Below are 18,434 nucleotides of genomic sequence, written 5' to 3' on the forward strand. Positions count from 1 at the left end.
CCACAGAAGGATACTTTGAATTAATGGTTTTTACTTAGACTGCCTCAATACGCTCCGCTTGAAGCTGTGCTTTGATACAAAGCTCTGCTGCCTTGAAAGCATGCTCTTGGGTCATCGCATTTTCCGTACGATTGATGCAATCCAGAATCAACTGTCCGAAGAAAGGAAAACCTACTTGACCTGACAGAGAATAATGCTTTTCACCCTCTTGATTAACCAGATACAAATGGTTACCGCTTGGATCGCGGGCAATATCAATATATTTACGAATTTCGATATATCCTTCAGTACCAAGGATGGTCATACGTCCATCGCCCCAAGTACCCAGACCGTCTGGAGTCAGCCAGTCAACACGGAAATAGTTGGTTGCTCCATTATCAGCCACAAGCGTAGCATCACCGAAATCTTCAAGCTCCGGATAATCCTTGTTCTTATAATTAGCCACTTTGCTGCTAACTACTCTTGCATCCTTAGCTCCAGTGAAGTAAAGGAACTGCTCGATTTGATGGCTGCCGATATCGCAAAGGATACCACCATAGTTATCAAATTTGAAAAACCAATCCGGTCTCGACGGCGCATTCAAACGGTGAGGTCCAAAGCCGATAACCTGAACAACACGGCCAATTGCACCTTGCTCAATCAATTGCCCTGCAAATACGGCACTTTCCACATGAAGACGCTCGCTGTAATACACCATATATTTACGGCCGGTTTCTTTAACCTTTGCGCGAGCCTGCTCCAGCTGCTCCAAAGTTGTCAGTGGCGCTTTGTCTGTGAAATAATCTTTTCCCGAATCCAACACGCGAAGTCCCAATGCACAACGTTCCGATGGAATAGCCGCACTTGCAACTAACTGAATCGAAGCATCGTTCAAGATTTCCGCTTCGGAAGCGGCTGCTCTTGCTTGCGGGTACTTACTGATGAAAGCGGCTACCTTGGCAGGGTCTGGATCATATACGGCAACCAGCTCTGCGCCTGCTTCGATCAACCCATTAGTCATTCCATAAATATGACCATGATCCAAAGCAACAGCTGCAAAAAGAAATTCTCCCTTACCTACTACCGGATTCGGTTTGCCCTGAGGGGCGTAATTCATTCCATCTTTGTTTTGCATCGTATTTAATGCCTCCTGAGTTTGGGATTCATTTGGATAATGTTAACGTGAACATCCCTCATTTTACCACAGATCCGTTAGGAAGTGCATCAGAAATTGTTGCAAGTGTTAATTGGTCTCCGTGAGAAGCAGCCAAAATCATTCCTTGAGATAATTCGCCGCGCAGCTTGACAGGTTTCAGGTTCGTCACACATATAACCTTACGACCAACCATTTGTTCAGGCGTATAAAATTTGGCTATGCCCGACACAACCTGACGCTGTTCGGTTCCCAAATCCAGCTGAAGCTTCAACAGCTTATCTGCCCCTTTAACCGGTTCGGCAGCCAACACTTCAGCCACACGCAGCTCTACTTTGAAAAAATCATCGATGGAAATTTCCGCAACGGAATCATCCGTATTTGCAGTTGAGGCCGCTGTCGCTGAGACCGCTCCTTTAACGGCAAACGTTTGGTTACCGGCATTTTGCTTGGAAGCTTGCTCAGTCGATCCCGCTGCAGCTTGTCCTGATCCTGCTGAAGCTTTCCCTCCATTGTTCACGCTATTACCAGCATCGGCTGCAGTGCCACCACCCATAGCTTCTGCAATAAAAGCAACCTCCTTCTCCATCTCAAGTCGAGGAAATAGTGCCGCTCCTTTAGCTACACGAATACCGGCAGGCAGAAGCCCAAACGTATGGATGGTATCCCAAGCTGGCTGAGCTTCTTCGCTGACTCCAAGCTGCTGCCAAATACCACGCGGAGTCTGGGTCAAGAAAGGCTGCAGCATAACGGACGAAATTCTTAGTGACTCTGCCAGCACGTACAGGACTGATCCCAAAGCAGCTCGTTTGCTCTCATCCTTGGCCAATGTCCAAGGCTGTGTTTCATCGATATATTTATTGGTACGGCTAATCATTTTCCATATTTCACTCAAGGCTACGGAGAACTCCATTTTCTCCATGGCTTCTTCAACTTTAACAGCCGCCTGGCTTATCGTATCCAGCAGAACTGCATCGAACTCAGTAGCTCCAGGTACATACGCAGGCAGAATGCCGTCAAAATATTTCTCGATCATCGCCACAGTACGACTTAACAAATTACCCAAATCATTCGCCAAATCAAAATTAATCCGTTCTACGAAGCTTTCCGGTGTGAACGTCCCATCAGATCCAAAAGGAACCTCGCGCAGCAGGTAATAACGAAGTGCATCCAATCCATAACGGTCGATTAGCGTAACCGGATCTACGACATTGCCCTTCGATTTGGACATTTTGCCGTCTTTCATGAGCAGCCAGCCGTGTCCAAATACTTTTTTAGGTAAAGGAAGGTCAAGCGCCATCAGCATAATCGGCCAATAAATGGTATGAAAACGAATAATCTCTTTACCGACCAAATGCACATCCGCAGGCCAGTACGTTTTAAATTTCGATTCATCTTCAGATCCATAGCCAAGAGCTGTTATATAATTCGATAATGCGTCGATCCATACATAAATGACATGCTTCGGATCACCAGGTACCTTGACACCCCAATCAAAAGTCGTACGTGATACTGCCAGATCCTCCAGACCCGGTTTGATAAAGTTATTGATCATCTCGTTTTTACGAGACTCGGGTTGAATGAAATCCGGATTCTGCTCATAGTAGGCAAGCAGTCTGTCCGCATATTTACTCATCCGGAAAAAATAGCTGTCTTCCTTAATCAGCTCTACTGGGCGACCGCAATCTGGACATTTACCGTCAACCAGCTTGTTCTCCAAAAAGAAGGATTCACACGGCGTACAGTACCAGCCTTCATAGGTGCTTAAATAAATGTCACCTTGCTCCATCAATTGGGCAAAAATTTTCTCTACTGACAGCTTGTGACGAGGCTCTGTGGTGCGAATAAAATCATCATAAGAAATATCCAGCTTTCCCCACAGCTCCTGAATACCACCGACAATCTCATCTACAAACTGTTGGGGAGTAACACCTTTCTCTTGTGCTTTACGCTCAATTTTTTGCCCATGCTCATCCGTACCCGTCAAATACATGACATTGTACCCGCGTAGTCTTTTATAACGTGCCATTGCATCTCCTGCCACCGTGGTATAGGCATGACCGATATGCAGCTTATCGCTCGGGTAGTAGATCGGTGTAGTTAGGTAAAACGTTTTTTGTTTATCCGACATTGGAATTGCCCTCCTAATAGTTTTTCGCAGAAAACTTTCTTCGTAAAAAACAGAAAAAGCCCTGTCCAGCTTGGGACGAGAGCTTGTGCTCACGCGGTACCACCCAACTTCCCCCGCTATCCGATACATCCGGATCATCAAGGCTCAGTAGTCATGTTGCGACTTTCCGTTAACGCCGGAACTACGACGACAGCTTACTTACAGAGCCTATCTAATCACAGGCTTACTGGGCTCACCATCATATCCTCCAGGACCATCTTCCTTTACTTCGGTTAACCGGTTTTCAGCTGCCCCGGCTCTCTGTATAACACTCTGCAAAGTACTTTTCCATTCATCGGATAGACAAATATAGATTAAGCCAAATATAACGAACAAACCATCGCCTGTCAAGTAAGTACGGCTATCAGACGCAATTGTCCGCTTATCTCCAAATTATTTTAACGTAAGCAATGTTTCATTCTATAGTTGGGCAATACTTTAAGTAGAACAAAAAGAGGTGATCCTACAATGATGGACATGGTTTATATGATACTGTCGATGGCGATTGTTGGTTGTGCCACACTGCTGATACTCGGCTTGCTCGGTGTATTCAAGAATGAAAAAGGCCGATAAGAAGCTTGCTTTAATTCATCCTAAAATGCCGACTGAATGGAATACGGCTACGATTTAGGCGGAACGTGATCAATACCCCCTGGATGAAAAGGATGGCATTTACATACCCTTTTAACTGCAAGCCAAGAGCCTTTTGTTGGCCCGTGCAGCTCCAAAGCGTCCAATGCATATTGGGAGCAGGTCGGATAAAAGCGACAGGTTGGCGGTTTTAACGGAGAAATAAATTTACGATAAAACAGAACCAATCCCTTTAACAAGCCCTTCATACTTTCGTCCCCTCCGAATCTTGCACCTGATGAATGAATTGGAATCGTGAATGGTACAACGGAAATAAAAAGAAACTGTATTTGAGCTACTACTCTCAACAGTCCCTTTTCTATCGCTGAATGCGATTATTTTTTTGCAGTTTTACCTGTTTCAGTAGTTGATTCCTTTTGTTCGGCTTTTATGGCTGTCTTGAGTTCAGCAGCGCTTTTGCCATTGGTATTAATCTTTAACTTGGCAGCTTCACTTTGCAGCTTTTTTAATTCAAGCTTCGCGGCTTCTGCCTTTTTCTTCGCTTGAATAGCTGCTGCCAGTTGCTTGGCGGATTTATCTTTAGTATCGATACCAAGCTTGACAGCTTGAGCCTGCAGCTTTTTAAGCGATTCATCTTTCTTCGCTTTGGAAGTAACCGTCGATCCAGAAGTGCTTGCAGCACCCTGTGTTGCAGATCCATTTGCCGCACTAGCTACACCAACGCTTAACAATAAGGCTCCAGCAATGCTCATCGTAATTACTTTTTTCAATAACATCCTCACACCACCTAAGAAAGAATATAAAGCCCTTCATGAACCATTTGCAGCAAAGCATCCTTACGACTCGAATGACACGCAATCAGATAAGGCTCAGGATTCATTCCGTTAAAAGGATTTCCCTTGTAGTCCATAATCAACCCGCCCGCTTCCTGTACGAGCAGCAAACCGGAGTATAGATCATCGCCTTCCGAATTGTACAAAATAATCCCGTCAATCTGCCCTTTTGCGAGCATACTCCACTGTAAGGTAGGCGCCCACAGCCGCAGCATCCGTTTGGAGCTGTTTTCGACATGTCTGCGCAAACGGATGGCTTCTGCATGATTCTGAACACCATGCCCTTGTATCCAACCAATGGTTAATCTTTTAGGTAGGGAGTTTACTTGAAGTTCCAGTGCTGTTCCATTACAAGTTGCGCCTCGTTCATGCTTCGCCACATACATCTTGTCCTGCATCGTATCGTAAATTACACCAAGAACGGGCTGCTGCCGATAAATTAAGGTTACAGAAACACCAAACAAAGGCATCCCGATGGCAAAATTATTCGTTCCATCCAGCGGGTCAACGAGCCATAACCAGTCGCTGTCCACACCAGACCAACCGTTTTCTTCGCTATGTATTCGATGATCCGGAAACGCCTGATGAAGCCGCGCCAGAATCGCTGCCTCCGCCTTTAGATCAGCTTCAGTCAGAATATCACTAAACTCGCCCTTCTCTTCAATACTGAAGCCTTCTGCAAAAAAATGGCGTGCGATATTCCCAGCTTCCCGTGCAGCAGCAACAGCAACCTCTTCCGCCAACAAAAGCGTATGTTCTTGCATCATTTCATCATCCCCTGGGCATTGGTCCGTTTAACTGAAAGCTTCGTTTATTCAATAAAACATGGCTTCTAAAAAATCAAACTATGGAATTGCTTATCCGATGTATGGAGTTTGCACTTCCTGTTGACCTGTCCCCTCATCCGTCTGCTCTAACGAGATTCTTGCACCCAGAGAGCGAAACAGCTCAATCGCATTTTCATTACCGCGCTGAATATGCTCAATGCCCGTGATCTTGGTTGCCCCCTCGGCAGCCAATCCAGCTAATAGCAGGCAGGTACCTGCTCTTACATCCGTTGCATGAACCCAATTGCCCTGGAGAGGCAAACCTCCTTTGATAAATGCACTTTCCTTACGGACCTCGATCTGTGCCCCTAGTCTTTTCAATTGCTGCACGTGGCTGAAGCGCTTCGGATATACGCGTTCTGTCACGATACTTTTGCCAAGCGATTGAAGCAGAAGTGCTGTAAAGGGCTGCTGCAGATCGGTTGCAAATCCCGGATACATACCCGTTCGAATACGTGTTGCACGCAGCTTGCCTGATGAATGAGCCGTAATATTTTGATCGTCGATTACAATCTCAATTCCGATTTCACGCAGCTTGGCCGTACACGAGCCCAAATGCTCAGGAATAACGTTCCTGACGGTAATACTTCCCCCATTTATTCCTGCAGCCATTAGAAAAGAGCCCGCAATTAAACGATCGGGTATGACCTGATATACGCCACCGCTAAGATAAGGAACACCTTCAATACGGATCTGGTCTGTTCCGGCTCCGACAATCTTAGCTCCCAGCATATTCAGAAAATTAGCCGTGTCCACAACCTCAGGATCCGTAGCTGCATTCATCAAACGCGTCTTGCCTTTTGCTCTGACAGCTGCCAGCATTGTATTAATAGTGGCGCCGGACGTAATCATGTCAAAATAAATGTCCGTGCCGCGCAATTCCTTTGCCTCAACAACGTAGTAATCTTGATGAAAAGTAACCTCTGCACCCAGCGATCGGAATGCTTTGATATGCTGATCGATCGGACGCGAAACAAAATCATCGCCTCCCGGGAAACCAACAGTAACCTTGCCGAATTTAGCCAGCAAGGCGCCCACAAAATAATATGAAGCCCGGTATGCCGAAGCCTTACCTGGATCGATAACAGCGCTGTGCAGCTGTCTCGGGTCCATTAGCAGCTCGCCAGTAGGCTGTCGTTCAATGTAAAGCCCAATATCCTGTCCGATTTGACGAATCACTCGTAAATCCTCGATATTCGGAATTCCGTCTAAAGTAACGATTGAATCGGCCAGGCAGGATGCCGCTAACAGAGCCAAAGAGCTGTTTTTCGAGCCTTGTATGGATACGGAACCTTTTAAGGCACCGGATTTTTGCACTTGAATATATTTCACTTCATTTCCTACTTTCCCCATGGAGTTTAGATATTTGCATAACGTGACGGTGAAGCGAATCTCCACCTGAATTCCTTCGTCTTAGTGACTACCGTCATTTTACACTATATCCTTGACAAAATACAGTTTTATCCGTAAAAAAAAAGGATCGGGAATCGTTCTCCCCATCCTTTTGCTATAAAGACAATTATTGATCATTCAACCTATTGAGGTTGGTGCGCCAAATGGCGAATGATAGTCGCTAATCGCACTTAAAATCCGGTTAGCCTGTTCATCGCTCATTGAACCAAAACGCTCTGCTGCATCGACAATTTTGGGAAACAAATGAACGTCTCCAGCCGTCGCAAAGCCTGAAACACCAGGAAAAGAGAGTACAAAATGAACACATGCATCAATGATCTCCTGATTGTCAAAGGGTTCATACCAGGTCGTATACCCTCTATGCTGTTCCTCAGCCCAAGGTCCCTTGGCAATCGCCTTGATGACACGCAGAGCAGTGTTTTGTTTAGTCGTTTCCTCCATTAGTCGATCAAAGGCCTCTCGATATTCTGGAAGCGAATACAAAATATAGTTTAAAGGCAGCAGCACTGTCTCAAAAGGAAACCTCCGCAGTGCTTCCAGATGAGTGGCAGGCGCCTGATGTCCATGACCCGTAATCCCGATAGCTCCAATAATCCCTTCATCCCTGGCTTCCAGCAAGGCTTCAAGTGCGCCTCCCTTTTCCGTACACTTGTCCAACTCTTCAAGCGTCCCTACAGCATGCAGCTGCAGTAAATCAACCCGGTCCACCTGAAGCCGTTCCAAAGACCGGTAGATTTGCTCCTTGGCTTTGACTTTAGTACGCTCACCTGTTTTCGTAGCTAGGAAAATGTCCTTGCTGATCTTGGGCATCCAGGGCCCCATCCGCTGCTCAGCCTCACCATAGCTTGCTGCCGTATCAAAATGATTGACATTATGCTCTAGCGCATAGGCAATCGACGCATCAGCAGCCTCTTGAGTGACTCCACCAAGACTTGCTGCGCCAAACATAACCACTGAGCTATCGTAGCCTAATCGTCCTAATTTCCGCTGCTGCATGATCGTTCCTCCTTATTTAAACATCGATATGAAAAAGTTATTGATACCCGATTCATCAAGCTTGCAATTGCGGAGATCCCGACACAAGCTGCATAAACTCAATCCGATTGCCATCCGGGTCCTTGGCCCAGCATTGATAATTGGTATCCTTCCCTTGTTTGGGTTCGACATCGAGGGTAATCCCCTGCGATTTCAAGTGATTGGCGATTTCATGGATATCATCGACTTCCAGACAAAGGTGGTTAAATCCAATTGGCTTTTCGACACGCTCTGGTTTATTCAGTCCCCCATAGAAAAGCTCAATGAATTGCCCCTCGCACACCTTTATGTATACAATCCAAGGCAAATCATCGTTATCATGAATTTCAAAGGCTTTCTTAAAACCGAGCACCTCACAGTAAAAATGAAGCGACTTCTCCATATCCTGCACCGTTAACGCCAAGTGACCAATTCTTTTAATCATTGTCAACACCTCCCTCATTATCATAACGAAAACGCAATCAAAATATAAGGCCTGTCGATTAACCTATTAAATTACTTAGAGGTAAGTAAGTTTAAATATGAAACTAATTATAACCATATACGTTTTCTATATTCGTACTTTCCATATCCGATGAACGAAAAAAAGGGTGCAGCGCACCCCTTATCGTTTTGTGCAATTTTCCAGCTAAGGTTACGCATCATTTCTTCGAAGTCAACCTCTTGCGAGCATTGATCTTGCGGCGCCCCAAATAAATGTGACTTCTGGATTTGGCTAATCCTGCTGTCAAAGCTTTCGCTCCACCAAACGAATTCAGCAATTTAAACATAGGCGCCATCTGTTGAAATAATTTGAACATTTGCTGTGCTTTTCCCATCATCGCGATCATGCTATCGATACCACCAAAGCTGCTGGCTAAGGAAAATCCCTGTGCAGGCGCAGCCGCCGCTGGTGCTTCCGCCGCTATCTCAACTTCATTAGCAGGTCGGTATAACCCTTTAACTTCCATTGTTTTCAAATAAGGCTTCATTGGTTCAGAAGTTTTGTTCCTCGTTTTTCGTCTTTTTACGGCAGACTTCATACAGATCCCTATCCTTCCCACTAGGATACGCGTCCTTTAGGATACTGTATGCGGATCAAGCTTACTTCGGAACGTCGATCCAGCCCAAATAAATCGAGTAATAAAACAAAAAAGTTGTCGCTAAAGCGAGTAATAAAAAGAATATACCCAGCTTCACTTTACGTTGAAAAAAGAGAACCAATGCAACACTAAAAAAAGAACCCATCCCCAGCAAAAACAACATAAAAAATAGCATGAATCTAACGTCTCCTTTATATCAAACATGATCACAAGTCGCTTGTGATCGCTACCAGATACACTTTATCATTTTTTGGCTAATAAATCGAATAACAAAAAAAGCTGACTCCCGATGAATCAGAGTCAGCATGATAATGAATAAGGACTATTCTTCGAAATAAGTAAATTCCCAGTCGCCTTCTTCAGCAGCCCATTTCGTAGCGTCCGTATATTCAGGAACGTCAGAGAAAGTGAACGTGTACTCAATAGCTTCACCTGGTTTAAGATGGACAGTTAAATCTTCAAAAACGTGATTGGCTACTTCTTTGGTATCGCCTTCATCATTCCCAAGAATGATTTTTGTTGAAACCTTGGTCACCTTTTCGATATTCTTGTCACCTGTGTTAGAAAATGTTCCTGCTGCTGTGAGCGTTCCATTCTCATAGGAAACCGCTGTCACTTCAAAGTTCATTGCCGCATCTGCAAAGGCAACTGCAGAAGTGCTAAACAGTGCTGTGCATAGCAAAGCTGCTGCCATTAATCTCTTAGCTGTTTTTCTCATAATTTGTCACTCCTTAGTAGATCTTCGTTCTAATTTAGATATTATTGGGTAGTAATACCTAAGTCAATTTTCTAAATGAAATTTTATAGTTGTGAACATTTTTAACAGGCTTACTTACCTTTTTGAAACTTAGGCAATCTAATCTCAGTACTTTCCACGAGGATGATTTTTACTTATACTAGATGAGCAAAGCAAGATCGCATTCTCTAGAAAGATGGAAACTCCAAGGAGGTTAATTATGCCTTACCAAGCGAACGAAGAACGTTACGGAACAATGAAGTATAATAGAACAGGCAAATCAGGGCTGTTGCTGCCAGCGATCTCGCTGGGGCTGTGGCACAATTTTGGCGGTGTGGATACTTATGAAAATGGTAGAGCCATGCTGAGAACGGCATTCGACTTAGGGATTAACCATTTTGATCTGGCTAACAATTATGGTCCACCCCCAGGCTCTGCAGAGGAAATGTTTGGTCAAATGATGAAATCGGATTTGGCGCCATACCGCGATGAATTAATTATTTCGTCCAAAGCGGGTTACCGCATGTGGCCAGGTCCATATGGCGAATGGGGCAGCAAAAAATATTTAATTTCAAGTCTTGATCAAAGTTTGAAGCGAATGGGATTAGATTATGTCGATATTTTCTATTCACACCGCTTTGATCCGAACACGCCGATGGAGGAAACGATGGGCGCATTGGATCAGATCGTCAGACAAGGAAAAGCGCTATATGTCGGGATTTCAAGCTATACAGCTGAACAATCCGCAGATGCGATCGCTATCCTAAATCGGTTGGGCACGCCGCTGCTTATTCATCAACCGAGTTATTCTATGTTTAACAGATGGATTGAAACCGGCCTGCAGGATGTACTTGCACAAAATGGTACAGGCAGTATTGCGTTCTGTCCGCTTGCTCAGGGACTGCTGACAAGTAAATACTTGAAGGGTATCCCTGCTGAATCCAGAGCAGCCAAGGAAACCGGAGCTCTTAACGAGAACGCCGTTACCGAAGAAAAGGTAGCCAAGATTCGACTGCTGCATAAGCTCGCCGAAGAGCGCGGCCAAAGCCTCGCCCAAATGTCATTGTCATGGGTGTTGCGCGAGGGCCGGGTAACCTCCGCACTTATTGGCGCCAGCCGTCCTAGTCAAATCGTCGAAAATGTTGCAGCATTAGCCAATCTTGATTTTAGCAATGAAGAACTCACACAGATCGATGAAATTTTAAAATAAATACGATACAAATAACCCCCGTTATCCACCACAATGCTGGCGGAAAACGGGGGGTTATTTGTCATGCAGCGACTGATTATATAAAGCAAACCCTTGTTCTTTTTATATAGGTTCAGTAACCCATAAAAGTTTGAATCAATAAATAAGTGTTCAAGACTACGATAATTGCAGCAACAAACCAAGCTAATATTTTTAACCACAGCGGATTTGCAAATTCACCCATCTTGATTTTATCACTCGTAAACATAACCAAAGGAATTACCGCAAATGATAACTGCAGAGACAGGATTACCTGACTTAAGATCAATAAATCAGTTGCTCCTTTATCACCATACAAAGCGATAACCACAATCGCAGGAATAATTGCAATTAAACGAGTAATCAAGCGACGTAGCCATGCGGCCAATCGAATGTTCAGAAAACCCTCCATCACAATTTGCCCAGCCAAGGTTCCAGTCAAAGTCGCATTTTGGCCCGATGCCAGTAAAGCGACTCCGAACAAAATACTACCCAGAGCCGTACCCAATAGCGGTGTAAGCATGTAATAAGCATCCTGGATTTCCGCGATATCGAACAGCCCTGCCTTGTGGAAAGTCGCTGCGGAGACAATCAATATAGCCGCATTTATAAACAATGCAAAAAATAAGGCGATCGTTGAATCCCAAGTTGCAAATTTGATTGCTTGACGTTTGCCAAGAGCGGTCTGCTCAAAATCTCGTGTCTGTACGATAGCGGAATGCAAATACAAATTGTGCGGCATTACCGTAGCGCCAAGTATACCGATTGCGATATAAAGCATCGCTGGATTGGTAATAATTTCAGAGCTTGGGACGAACCCTCTCATAATACCGCCAAAATCCGGCTTGGATAAGAAAATTTCAGCTACAAAACATCCGCCCACTGTTACCATAAGAACGATGACGAGAATTTCAATGTAGCGGAATCCTTTATTTTGCAGCAAAAGGACTAACAGTACATCAAGTGCGGTAATGATAACCCCATATAATAAGGGAATCCCGAACAGTAAATACAAAGCAATCGCAGACCCGATGACCTCAGCCAAATCGCAAGCAGCTATCGCAAACTCGCACAAAATCCAGAGCCCCATCGCTACCGGTTTACTGTAATGATCCTTACAGGCCTGTGCCAAATCTCTGCCAGTTACGATCCCCAGCTTGCCTGCCAATGCCTGCAATAAAATCGCCATCAGATTCGAAATCAGGATAACGGAGAGTAGCGTATAACCGAACAACGAGCCGCCTGCGATATCCGTGGCCCAGTTACCCGGATCCATATAACCCACAGCTACCAAATACCCAGGGCCTACAAAGGCAAGAAATTTGCGAAACCAGGTTCCTTTAGTTGGAACCTTCATCGTACGAAATACTTCTGGCAAGGTGGCTTGCTTACGAGGAAACCGCCAGCCAGCTTCAACTTCAACTTCAGGTATACTTTCTAATTTGTTTTTCACTCCACTCACCGCTTTCTCTATATCCAGCTTTTTATCTTAACCACAAAATCGAATAATCAACAGAAAAAGATGTACACAGCTAATTCTTTTGTCCATGTGCAACTTTTAAACCAAAAAAAATTACTGTCTTTCATTTCTCTAATTATGATATATGTGACTGGTACCCAATTGTTGCTTACAAATAGGCTCTATATATTTAAATTGTACTCGCGAAACTTTTTTTGTCAATGGAAACATTAAAATTTAATGCTCAAAAAGTCAGTCGACTCTTTGAGCATCATCTCATACATCCTCTAATACTTCCGGAACACAACAACCGCATTATGACCGCCAAATCCGAAACCGTTTGAAAGTACGGTATGTAGATCGGTTGTTCTCGCTACATTAGGTACATAATCCAAATCACATTCAGGATCAGGTGTATCATAATTTATTGTCGGCGGTACAACACCTTCCACTAAAGATTTCACGGCAATTACAGCTTCCAGCCCACCTGCAGCACCGAACAAATGCCCAGTAGCGGATTTGGTCGCACTTACTTTAAGCTTATACGCATGGGCGCCGAAAACTTGCTTGATCGCCTGTGTCTCTGAACGGTCACCCAAAGGTGTCCCTGTGGCATGAGCATTAATGTAATCAATTTCTTCCGGTGCAATCCGTGCGTCCGCCAAAGCTTCTTTCATCGCCCGTACGGCTCCCATCCCACTGGGGTCCGGTGCTGTTATATGATAAGCATCAGCAGATTGTCCATAACCGATGATTTCCGCCCATATCCGTGCACCTCTTGCAATGGCATGCTCCAGCTCCTCCAACACCAATACTCCTGCTCCTTCAGACATCACGAATCCATCACGATTGGCATCAAACGGGCGGCTCGCTTTTTGAGGCTCATCATTATAGGTGGACATAGCTTTCATATTACAGAATCCACCAAAAGAAAGCTCATTCAGCGGCGACTCCGCACCTCCTGCAAGCATCATATCTGCCAAGCCATTCCGTATCATATGAAAGGAGTCACCAATAGCATTATTACCCGAAGCACAAGCGTTAACAGGTGTTGTATTCGGACCTTTTGCACCCAATTGAATGGATAGCTGGGCAGAGCCCATGTTGGCAATCATCATGGGAATCAAAAAGGGACTGATTCGGCGCGGGCTTCTCTCAAGCATCGTTTTATGATTGTCGAGTAACGTTTGGATGCCACCAATACCTGTACCAATACTGACCCCGACCCGGTGCGCGTTGGATTCGGTAATCGTGAAATCGGCATCAGCCAATGCCATCTTACCCGCCGCTGCGGAGAATTGAACAAAACGGTCCATATGACGAAGCTCTTTACTATCAAAAAAAGTCTCGGGTTTGAAATCGGATACGGTTCCAGCTATTTGAGTGGGGAATATAGCAGGGTCAAAGCCCTCTAGCCGTGATATACCGGATTCACCAGCAACAAGTCGTTTCCAAAATGGATCCACTTGGGAACCAAGCGGTGAAATCACACTTAATCCTGTAACAACAACACGTCTGTTCATAACATATTCTCCTCTATGGTTATAATGGGATTCCCTATCTTCGGTGTACTTATTCGCTGCGGTGCCTTAAGGGTTCGGTGAAGTATGCTGCGGATCAAGCTTCCATTGAAGCAGCAGTCCAGCCTGTACGAGCCCGGCGCCAAATCCATAGATCAGAATTCGATCACCGTCCCTGAGCTTGCCCTCACGAATTCCAAGGTCTAGGGCAAGGGGAATGGATGCAGCCGAGGTGTTTCCGTAATTTTCAAGGCTGTACAGTGTCTTTTCGAGTGGAAGTCCACTGCGCTCGCAAATCGGCTCAATCAGTCTTAAATTAGCACTGTGAGGCGCGAACCAGTCTATATCTGCAGCAGCATAGCCACTTTTATTTAACAGCTCCTGAATGCCTTCAGAGACACTTCTGACAGCCCAGCGGAACACCTCTCTGCCATTTTGTACAAGCAGTCCACTCCCATTCAGAGGTGTTCCAAACATCTGATCTGCCAATCCTGTCTGGTAAACATGAGCTCCTCCTTTACCCTCAGTAGCATGATGATACGCCACAAAGCTGGAGTGCTCGGTATCCGCTTCTACCAACACTGCACCCGCTCCATCACCAAACAATACACAAGTCGTACGGTCAGTGTAGTCGGTAATTTTCGAGAGCGTATCCGCCCCAAATACTAGAATCTTGCGGTGTAGACCTGAGGCAACCATCCCTTCTGCCAGATGCAATCCATATGCGAATCCCGCACATGCTGCACTCAGATCAATAGCTCCGGTCGCTCTGGAGATGCCAAGCTTCTCTTGAAGCAGTGCTGCCGTACTTGGAAAAGGAAAATCTGGCGTACTGGTCGCCACTATGATCAAATCAACGTCTTCAAGGGACTTATGATATCTGCTCATTAAATCATTCGCGGCAGCCGCACATAAATCACTGGTATATTGATCAGGCTCGCTAATACGACGCTCCCGAATTCCTGTTCGTTGTATAATCCACTCGTCGTTAGTATCCACTAATTTTTCCAAATCGAAATTGGTCAATTTTTTTGTTGGAACATAGGTGCCTATAGCAGTAATCCGTGCTTTTGTCAGCTGCATGAGTTCAGCTCCCTTTTATTACTTAGTATTAGTACTTGGTACTAAAATTTAGTATAACACATTCCCACTCTATTGGAAATAAAATAAACAATAAGCAGTCTGAATGCCAGGATGCTGACGTTCAGACTGCATGCGTTTCTTTCTATACTGACTTCCTTAATCATACTGCTGACTTTATTTAATGGTACATAAGATGTTATGAGTTTCCGTTTTCGGTTGGCTCTTTTCCTAAATATTGCTGCATTCAGATAGAGTACAAAGAACTGGATTTTTATTGATAATTACTATAAAATGGAACTATAATATGAAACATGGTTTCATTGTATGAAACGAAAAGGAGTGAATTATATGGCTTACAATTTCTATGGTCTTGACCATGTTCAACTGGCAGCCCCAGAAGGTTGCGAAACAGAGGCTCGGAATTTTTTCAATAACTTATTAGGTTGGACGGAGATTCCAAAACCTGAAAATTTAAAAAAACGTGGTGGCGTTTGGTTCCAATGCGGCACTCATCAAGTACACATCGGAGTACAAAAAGATTTTGTGCCTGCTACAAAAGCTCACCCAGCATTTCACGTACAGAACTTAGATGAATTGCGTGAATATCTGCATCACAATAATATTCAAGTAATTGATGACGAAGCAAGGGCTGATGAAGGAGTAAAACGCTTCTATTTAAACGACCCCTTTGGAAATCGACTTGAGTTTTTAGAATGGCTTTCATCATAAGGAAACGAGCTTATTATCTTGTTTGACAGCTTTTATCGTTATAAAGTTTGGCTTTTTCCATTCCGCGACGAGATTGTAAGCGCAAACAATTCTTTCGACTTAATTCGATCTCAGGTCATCTACATGGACAGCCACCAATCAGAAACCATAAAATCATCCCGTGGATTGAAGGATGGAGAAGTTAAAAGCCATGGTTTCCAAGCCAAATTTGACAAAGACGAGGCCAGTGTTTCGCACTTGGATGATCCTCAGCCAGACCCAGACCATGCTTGCCGCTTTCGAATATATGCATTTCAAATGGAATCTTATGATCACTTAGTGCCGAAGCGAAAAGCAAATTATGTCCTGTCTGAATATTTTGATCATCAGCGGTGATCCATAAGAAAACCGGAGGCGTATCCGCATTCACATGTTTTTCATTAGATAGGAAATACCTGGTTTCATAGCTTGGATTGGGTCCCATCAGATTGGCGTTGTATGGATGTTCATAATGCAGCATCGTAATTCTTGCGTAGCAAAGAACCATCAAGCTCACTTCAGAGCTCTCTCTTTCGATTGGATCTTCATGCGCTGGTTTTCCTGAATCGGGATGTGTTCCTGCTGTAGCTGCCAAATGCCCGCCCGAGGAAAATCCGAGAATTCCGATTCTCTGTGGATCGATATTCCACTCTTTTGCCGAGTAGCGTATGTATCTGATAGCTCGCTGCGCGTCGGTCAATGGACAAGGATGGTGGTAGGGGGCCACACGATACTTCAGAACAACAGCAGAAATGCCAAGTTGGTTCAACCATCTAGCAGTTGGTTCCCCATCCTGTTCAGATAAAGCTCGGTAGCCGCCACCTGGACATATAATCATACACGGGCTCGGTTGATCACTTTGGAGCAAGTATGGAGTTATTGCGGGACAATCTTCTGGCTCGGTTCCCTTTGCAAATGGGGCACCATTGGGCCATAGTAGGATGGACATTTGATAACCTCCTTCATAAAGAATCAGTCTGCCGGAGCATCCTGATACCCATTTATATTTCCAGCTTCAGACAGTGGTATAAATAATCGCACAGCACCTCCAATCACAAGAAATGGAAAATGTTCCTCAACGCCATCGTACCCGATCAAGCATTACCGTGCAACTAAAAAAGACGATAGGAAAGGTCTGCTCAGACCTTCCCAATCGTCCTCTTCATACAGTTCTCGATCCGGCGACTTCCTCCAATCCTACTTAACGATTAAGAAAGTGCATCTCTGGTAACCATTTCCCACTCATGGATTTCGTAGCCTCGCGCGTTCTCGAATACAATAGGATCCTGCTTTACTCTAGCCAATACTTCATCAATGGATTCCCCGATATAAATAACAAGACCGCCGGACCCATCAACAAAACGTCCGTTAGCATATATCCAGCCTTCATTTCTGCCCTTTTCCAAAAATTCCAAATGCAGCGGACGATACTGTGCGCTTCTTTCCACACTAATTACCGGTAAAAAAACGGCAAAATACTTCATCATTGTCGTTCCTCTTTTTCATAATAATTCGACTTGAACGGCTTCCTTAAAACAAGCTAAGATAGGCACCATAGCCCGCTTGCTCCAGCTCATCTTTGGGAATAAACCGCAAGGCGGCGGAGTTGATGCAGTAGCGCAAACCTGTTGGCTGTGGACCATCGTTAAACACATGACCCAAATGAGAGTCAGCCTCGCGGCTGCGCACCTCAGTACGGATCATAAAATGCTTGTAATCTGGCTTATCCTTAACATTGGCAGGTATGAGCGGTTTCGTAAAGCTTGGCCAGCCGCAGCCGGAATCAAACTTGTCCAGAGAGCTGAATAAAGGCTCACCGGAAACAATATCCACATATATACCTTCACGATGATCATCCCAAAATTCATTTTGAAACGGCGGCTCTGTACCGCTATTTTGAGTTACTTCGTATTGAATAGGCGTTAATATTTGCTTCAATTTTTGCTTATCTGCTTCTGTATTCCAATGATTTTGAATAAATGCTTCACGACCTGAGCCTTTTCTGTAGCTTTTATAGCGCAAAGGATTTTTGTGATGATAGCCCTGATGGTATTCCTCCGCCTCGTAGAATGCTGATGCAGGGACAATCGGTGTTACGACAGGACGATCGAAACGTCCGCTTTGCTCGAGAGCTTGCTTGGACGCCTCAGCCTGCACTCTTTGCTCTTCATTATGATAAAAAATGGACGTTCGATAGGAGCCGCCTCTATCATGGAATTGCCCTCCTGCATCCGTCGGATCGATCTGCTGCCAGTACGTGTCCAGCAGCTTCGTATACGGAAATACAGCAGGATCAAACGTGATTTGCACAGCCTCAGCATGCCCTGTTGTTTCCGAGCAAACCTGTTCGTACGTTGGATTAACAGTGTGACCTCCCGTGTAACCGGACACCACTTTAATAATTCCTGGAAGCTCCTCAAAGGGCGAAACCATGCACCAGAAGCAGCCGCCTGCAAATGTTGCCAGCTCTTGGTTTGCTGTTTGTTCAATATTGTCGCTCATTATCGTTACCTCCTTATTGTAATATAAAAAACGGATGTTCTTCTACTATCATAACAAGAAACGGTTGACTCTCCAA

General features: G+C 44.8%; 19 protein-coding genes. 2 read left to right on the top strand and 17 right to left on the bottom strand.

The genetic code is table 11. The annotated features are described in order from the left end of the window. Positions 1–34 precede the first annotated feature (34 nt). The 11 genes from BM210_RS13655 to BM210_RS13705 all read right to left on the bottom strand — a co-directional run bounded on the left by BM210_RS13655 (position 35) and on the right by BM210_RS13705 (position 9,801). Positions 35–1,114: a Gfo/Idh/MocA family protein gene (locus BM210_RS13655; RefSeq protein WP_091168960.1), complete on the bottom strand. Its 1,080-nt coding sequence runs from the start codon at positions 1,112–1,114 to the stop codon at positions 35–37. A gap of 58 nt (positions 1,115–1,172) precedes the next feature. Further along, the gene (gene metG, locus BM210_RS13660; protein WP_091168961.1) at positions 1,173–3,263 is read right to left on the bottom strand and encodes a methionine--tRNA ligase; all 2,091 of its coding nucleotides are present in this window, start codon (positions 3,261–3,263) and stop codon (positions 1,173–1,175) included. 659 nt (positions 3,264–3,922) lie between these two features. Beyond that, a complete protein-coding gene (yidD, locus tag BM210_RS13670) occupies positions 3,923–4,141 on the bottom strand; it encodes a membrane protein insertion efficiency factor YidD (RefSeq protein ID WP_091168965.1) in 219 nt (72 codons plus the stop codon). Positions 4,142–4,267: 126 nt separating this feature from the next. Next, entirely contained in the window at positions 4,268–4,669 is a 402-nt protein-coding gene (locus tag BM210_RS13675; protein ID WP_091168968.1) for a hypothetical protein, read from the bottom strand. 11 nt (positions 4,670–4,680) lie between these two features. Next, the gene (locus BM210_RS13680; RefSeq protein ID WP_371263473.1) at positions 4,681–5,493 is read right to left on the bottom strand and encodes an inositol monophosphatase family protein; all 813 of its coding nucleotides are present in this window, start codon (positions 5,491–5,493) and stop codon (positions 4,681–4,683) included. Between the two features lie 90 nt (positions 5,494–5,583). Beyond that, positions 5,584–6,885 carry a UDP-N-acetylglucosamine 1-carboxyvinyltransferase gene (gene murA / locus BM210_RS13685; RefSeq protein ID WP_091169397.1) on the bottom strand — a complete coding sequence of 434 codons (1,302 nt, stop codon included), beginning with the start codon at positions 6,883–6,885 and terminating at the stop codon, positions 5,584–5,586. Between the two features lie 198 nt (positions 6,886–7,083). After that, complete coding sequence (locus BM210_RS13690) at positions 7,084–7,962, bottom strand: aldo/keto reductase (RefSeq protein ID WP_091168971.1); 879 nt, start codon at positions 7,960–7,962, stop codon at positions 7,084–7,086. A gap of 55 nt (positions 7,963–8,017) precedes the next feature. Further along, positions 8,018–8,425, bottom strand: coding sequence for a VOC family protein (locus BM210_RS13695; protein ID WP_091168973.1), 408 nt, complete (start codon positions 8,423–8,425; stop codon positions 8,018–8,020). A 217-nt stretch (positions 8,426–8,642) separates the two neighbouring features. Then, positions 8,643–9,023 (bottom strand): hypothetical protein, encoded by a 381-nt coding sequence (locus BM210_RS13700; protein WP_091168975.1) that lies wholly within the window; start codon positions 9,021–9,023, stop codon positions 8,643–8,645. A 61-nt stretch (positions 9,024–9,084) separates the two neighbouring features. Next, positions 9,085–9,258: a hypothetical protein gene (locus BM210_RS34800; protein WP_177237797.1), complete on the bottom strand. Its 174-nt coding sequence runs from the start codon at positions 9,256–9,258 to the stop codon at positions 9,085–9,087. Positions 9,259–9,405: 147 nt separating this feature from the next. Then, on the bottom strand, positions 9,406–9,801 hold the full coding sequence (locus BM210_RS13705) for a hypothetical protein (protein WP_091168978.1): 396 nt from the start codon (positions 9,799–9,801) through the stop codon (positions 9,406–9,408). Positions 9,802–10,039: 238 nt separating this feature from the next. Here BM210_RS13705 and mgrA point away from each other — a divergent pair, with 238 nt between their 5' ends. Further along, positions 10,040–11,029: an L-glyceraldehyde 3-phosphate reductase gene (gene mgrA, locus BM210_RS13710; protein ID WP_091168981.1), complete on the top strand. Its 990-nt coding sequence runs from the start codon at positions 10,040–10,042 to the stop codon at positions 11,027–11,029. 112 nt (positions 11,030–11,141) lie between these two features. On the opposite strand, the gene BM210_RS13715 is transcribed toward mgrA, so the two are convergent. The 3 genes from BM210_RS13715 to BM210_RS13725 form a co-directional block, all read right to left on the bottom strand. Next, entirely contained in the window at positions 11,142–12,500 is a 1,359-nt protein-coding gene (locus tag BM210_RS13715) for an Nramp family divalent metal transporter (RefSeq protein ID WP_091168983.1), read from the bottom strand. 293 nt (positions 12,501–12,793) lie between these two features. After that, on the bottom strand, positions 12,794–14,029 hold the full coding sequence (gene fabF / locus BM210_RS13720) for a beta-ketoacyl-ACP synthase II (protein ID WP_091168985.1): 1,236 nt from the start codon (positions 14,027–14,029) through the stop codon (positions 12,794–12,796). 66 nt (positions 14,030–14,095) lie between these two features. After that, on the bottom strand, positions 14,096–15,109 hold the full coding sequence (locus BM210_RS13725; protein WP_091168987.1) for a ketoacyl-ACP synthase III: 1,014 nt from the start codon (positions 15,107–15,109) through the stop codon (positions 14,096–14,098). A 348-nt stretch (positions 15,110–15,457) separates the two neighbouring features. On the opposite strand from BM210_RS13725, the gene BM210_RS13730 reads away from it, so the two are divergent. After that, positions 15,458–15,838: a VOC family protein gene (locus BM210_RS13730; RefSeq protein ID WP_091168989.1), complete on the top strand. Its 381-nt coding sequence runs from the start codon at positions 15,458–15,460 to the stop codon at positions 15,836–15,838. Positions 15,839–16,019: 181 nt separating this feature from the next. Here BM210_RS13730 and BM210_RS13735 read toward each other — a convergent pair whose 3' ends face one another. The 3 genes from BM210_RS13735 to msrB all read right to left on the bottom strand — a co-directional run bounded on the left by BM210_RS13735 (position 16,020) and on the right by msrB (position 18,358). After that, complete coding sequence (locus BM210_RS13735; protein WP_091168991.1) at positions 16,020–16,805, bottom strand: alpha/beta hydrolase; 786 nt, start codon at positions 16,803–16,805, stop codon at positions 16,020–16,022. Positions 16,806–17,064: 259 nt separating this feature from the next. Beyond that, positions 17,065–17,343, bottom strand: coding sequence for a YciI family protein (locus BM210_RS13740; RefSeq protein WP_371263474.1), 279 nt, complete (start codon positions 17,341–17,343; stop codon positions 17,065–17,067). Between the two features lie 43 nt (positions 17,344–17,386). After that, a complete protein-coding gene (gene msrB, locus BM210_RS13745; protein WP_091168996.1) occupies positions 17,387–18,358 on the bottom strand; it encodes a peptide-methionine (R)-S-oxide reductase MsrB in 972 nt (323 codons plus the stop codon). Positions 18,359–18,434 lie beyond the last annotated feature (76 nt).

It is taken from the genome of Paenibacillus sp. 1_12, from assembly GCF_900114475.1.
Lineage (GTDB): Bacteria > Bacillota > Bacilli > Paenibacillales > NBRC-103111 > Paenibacillus_S.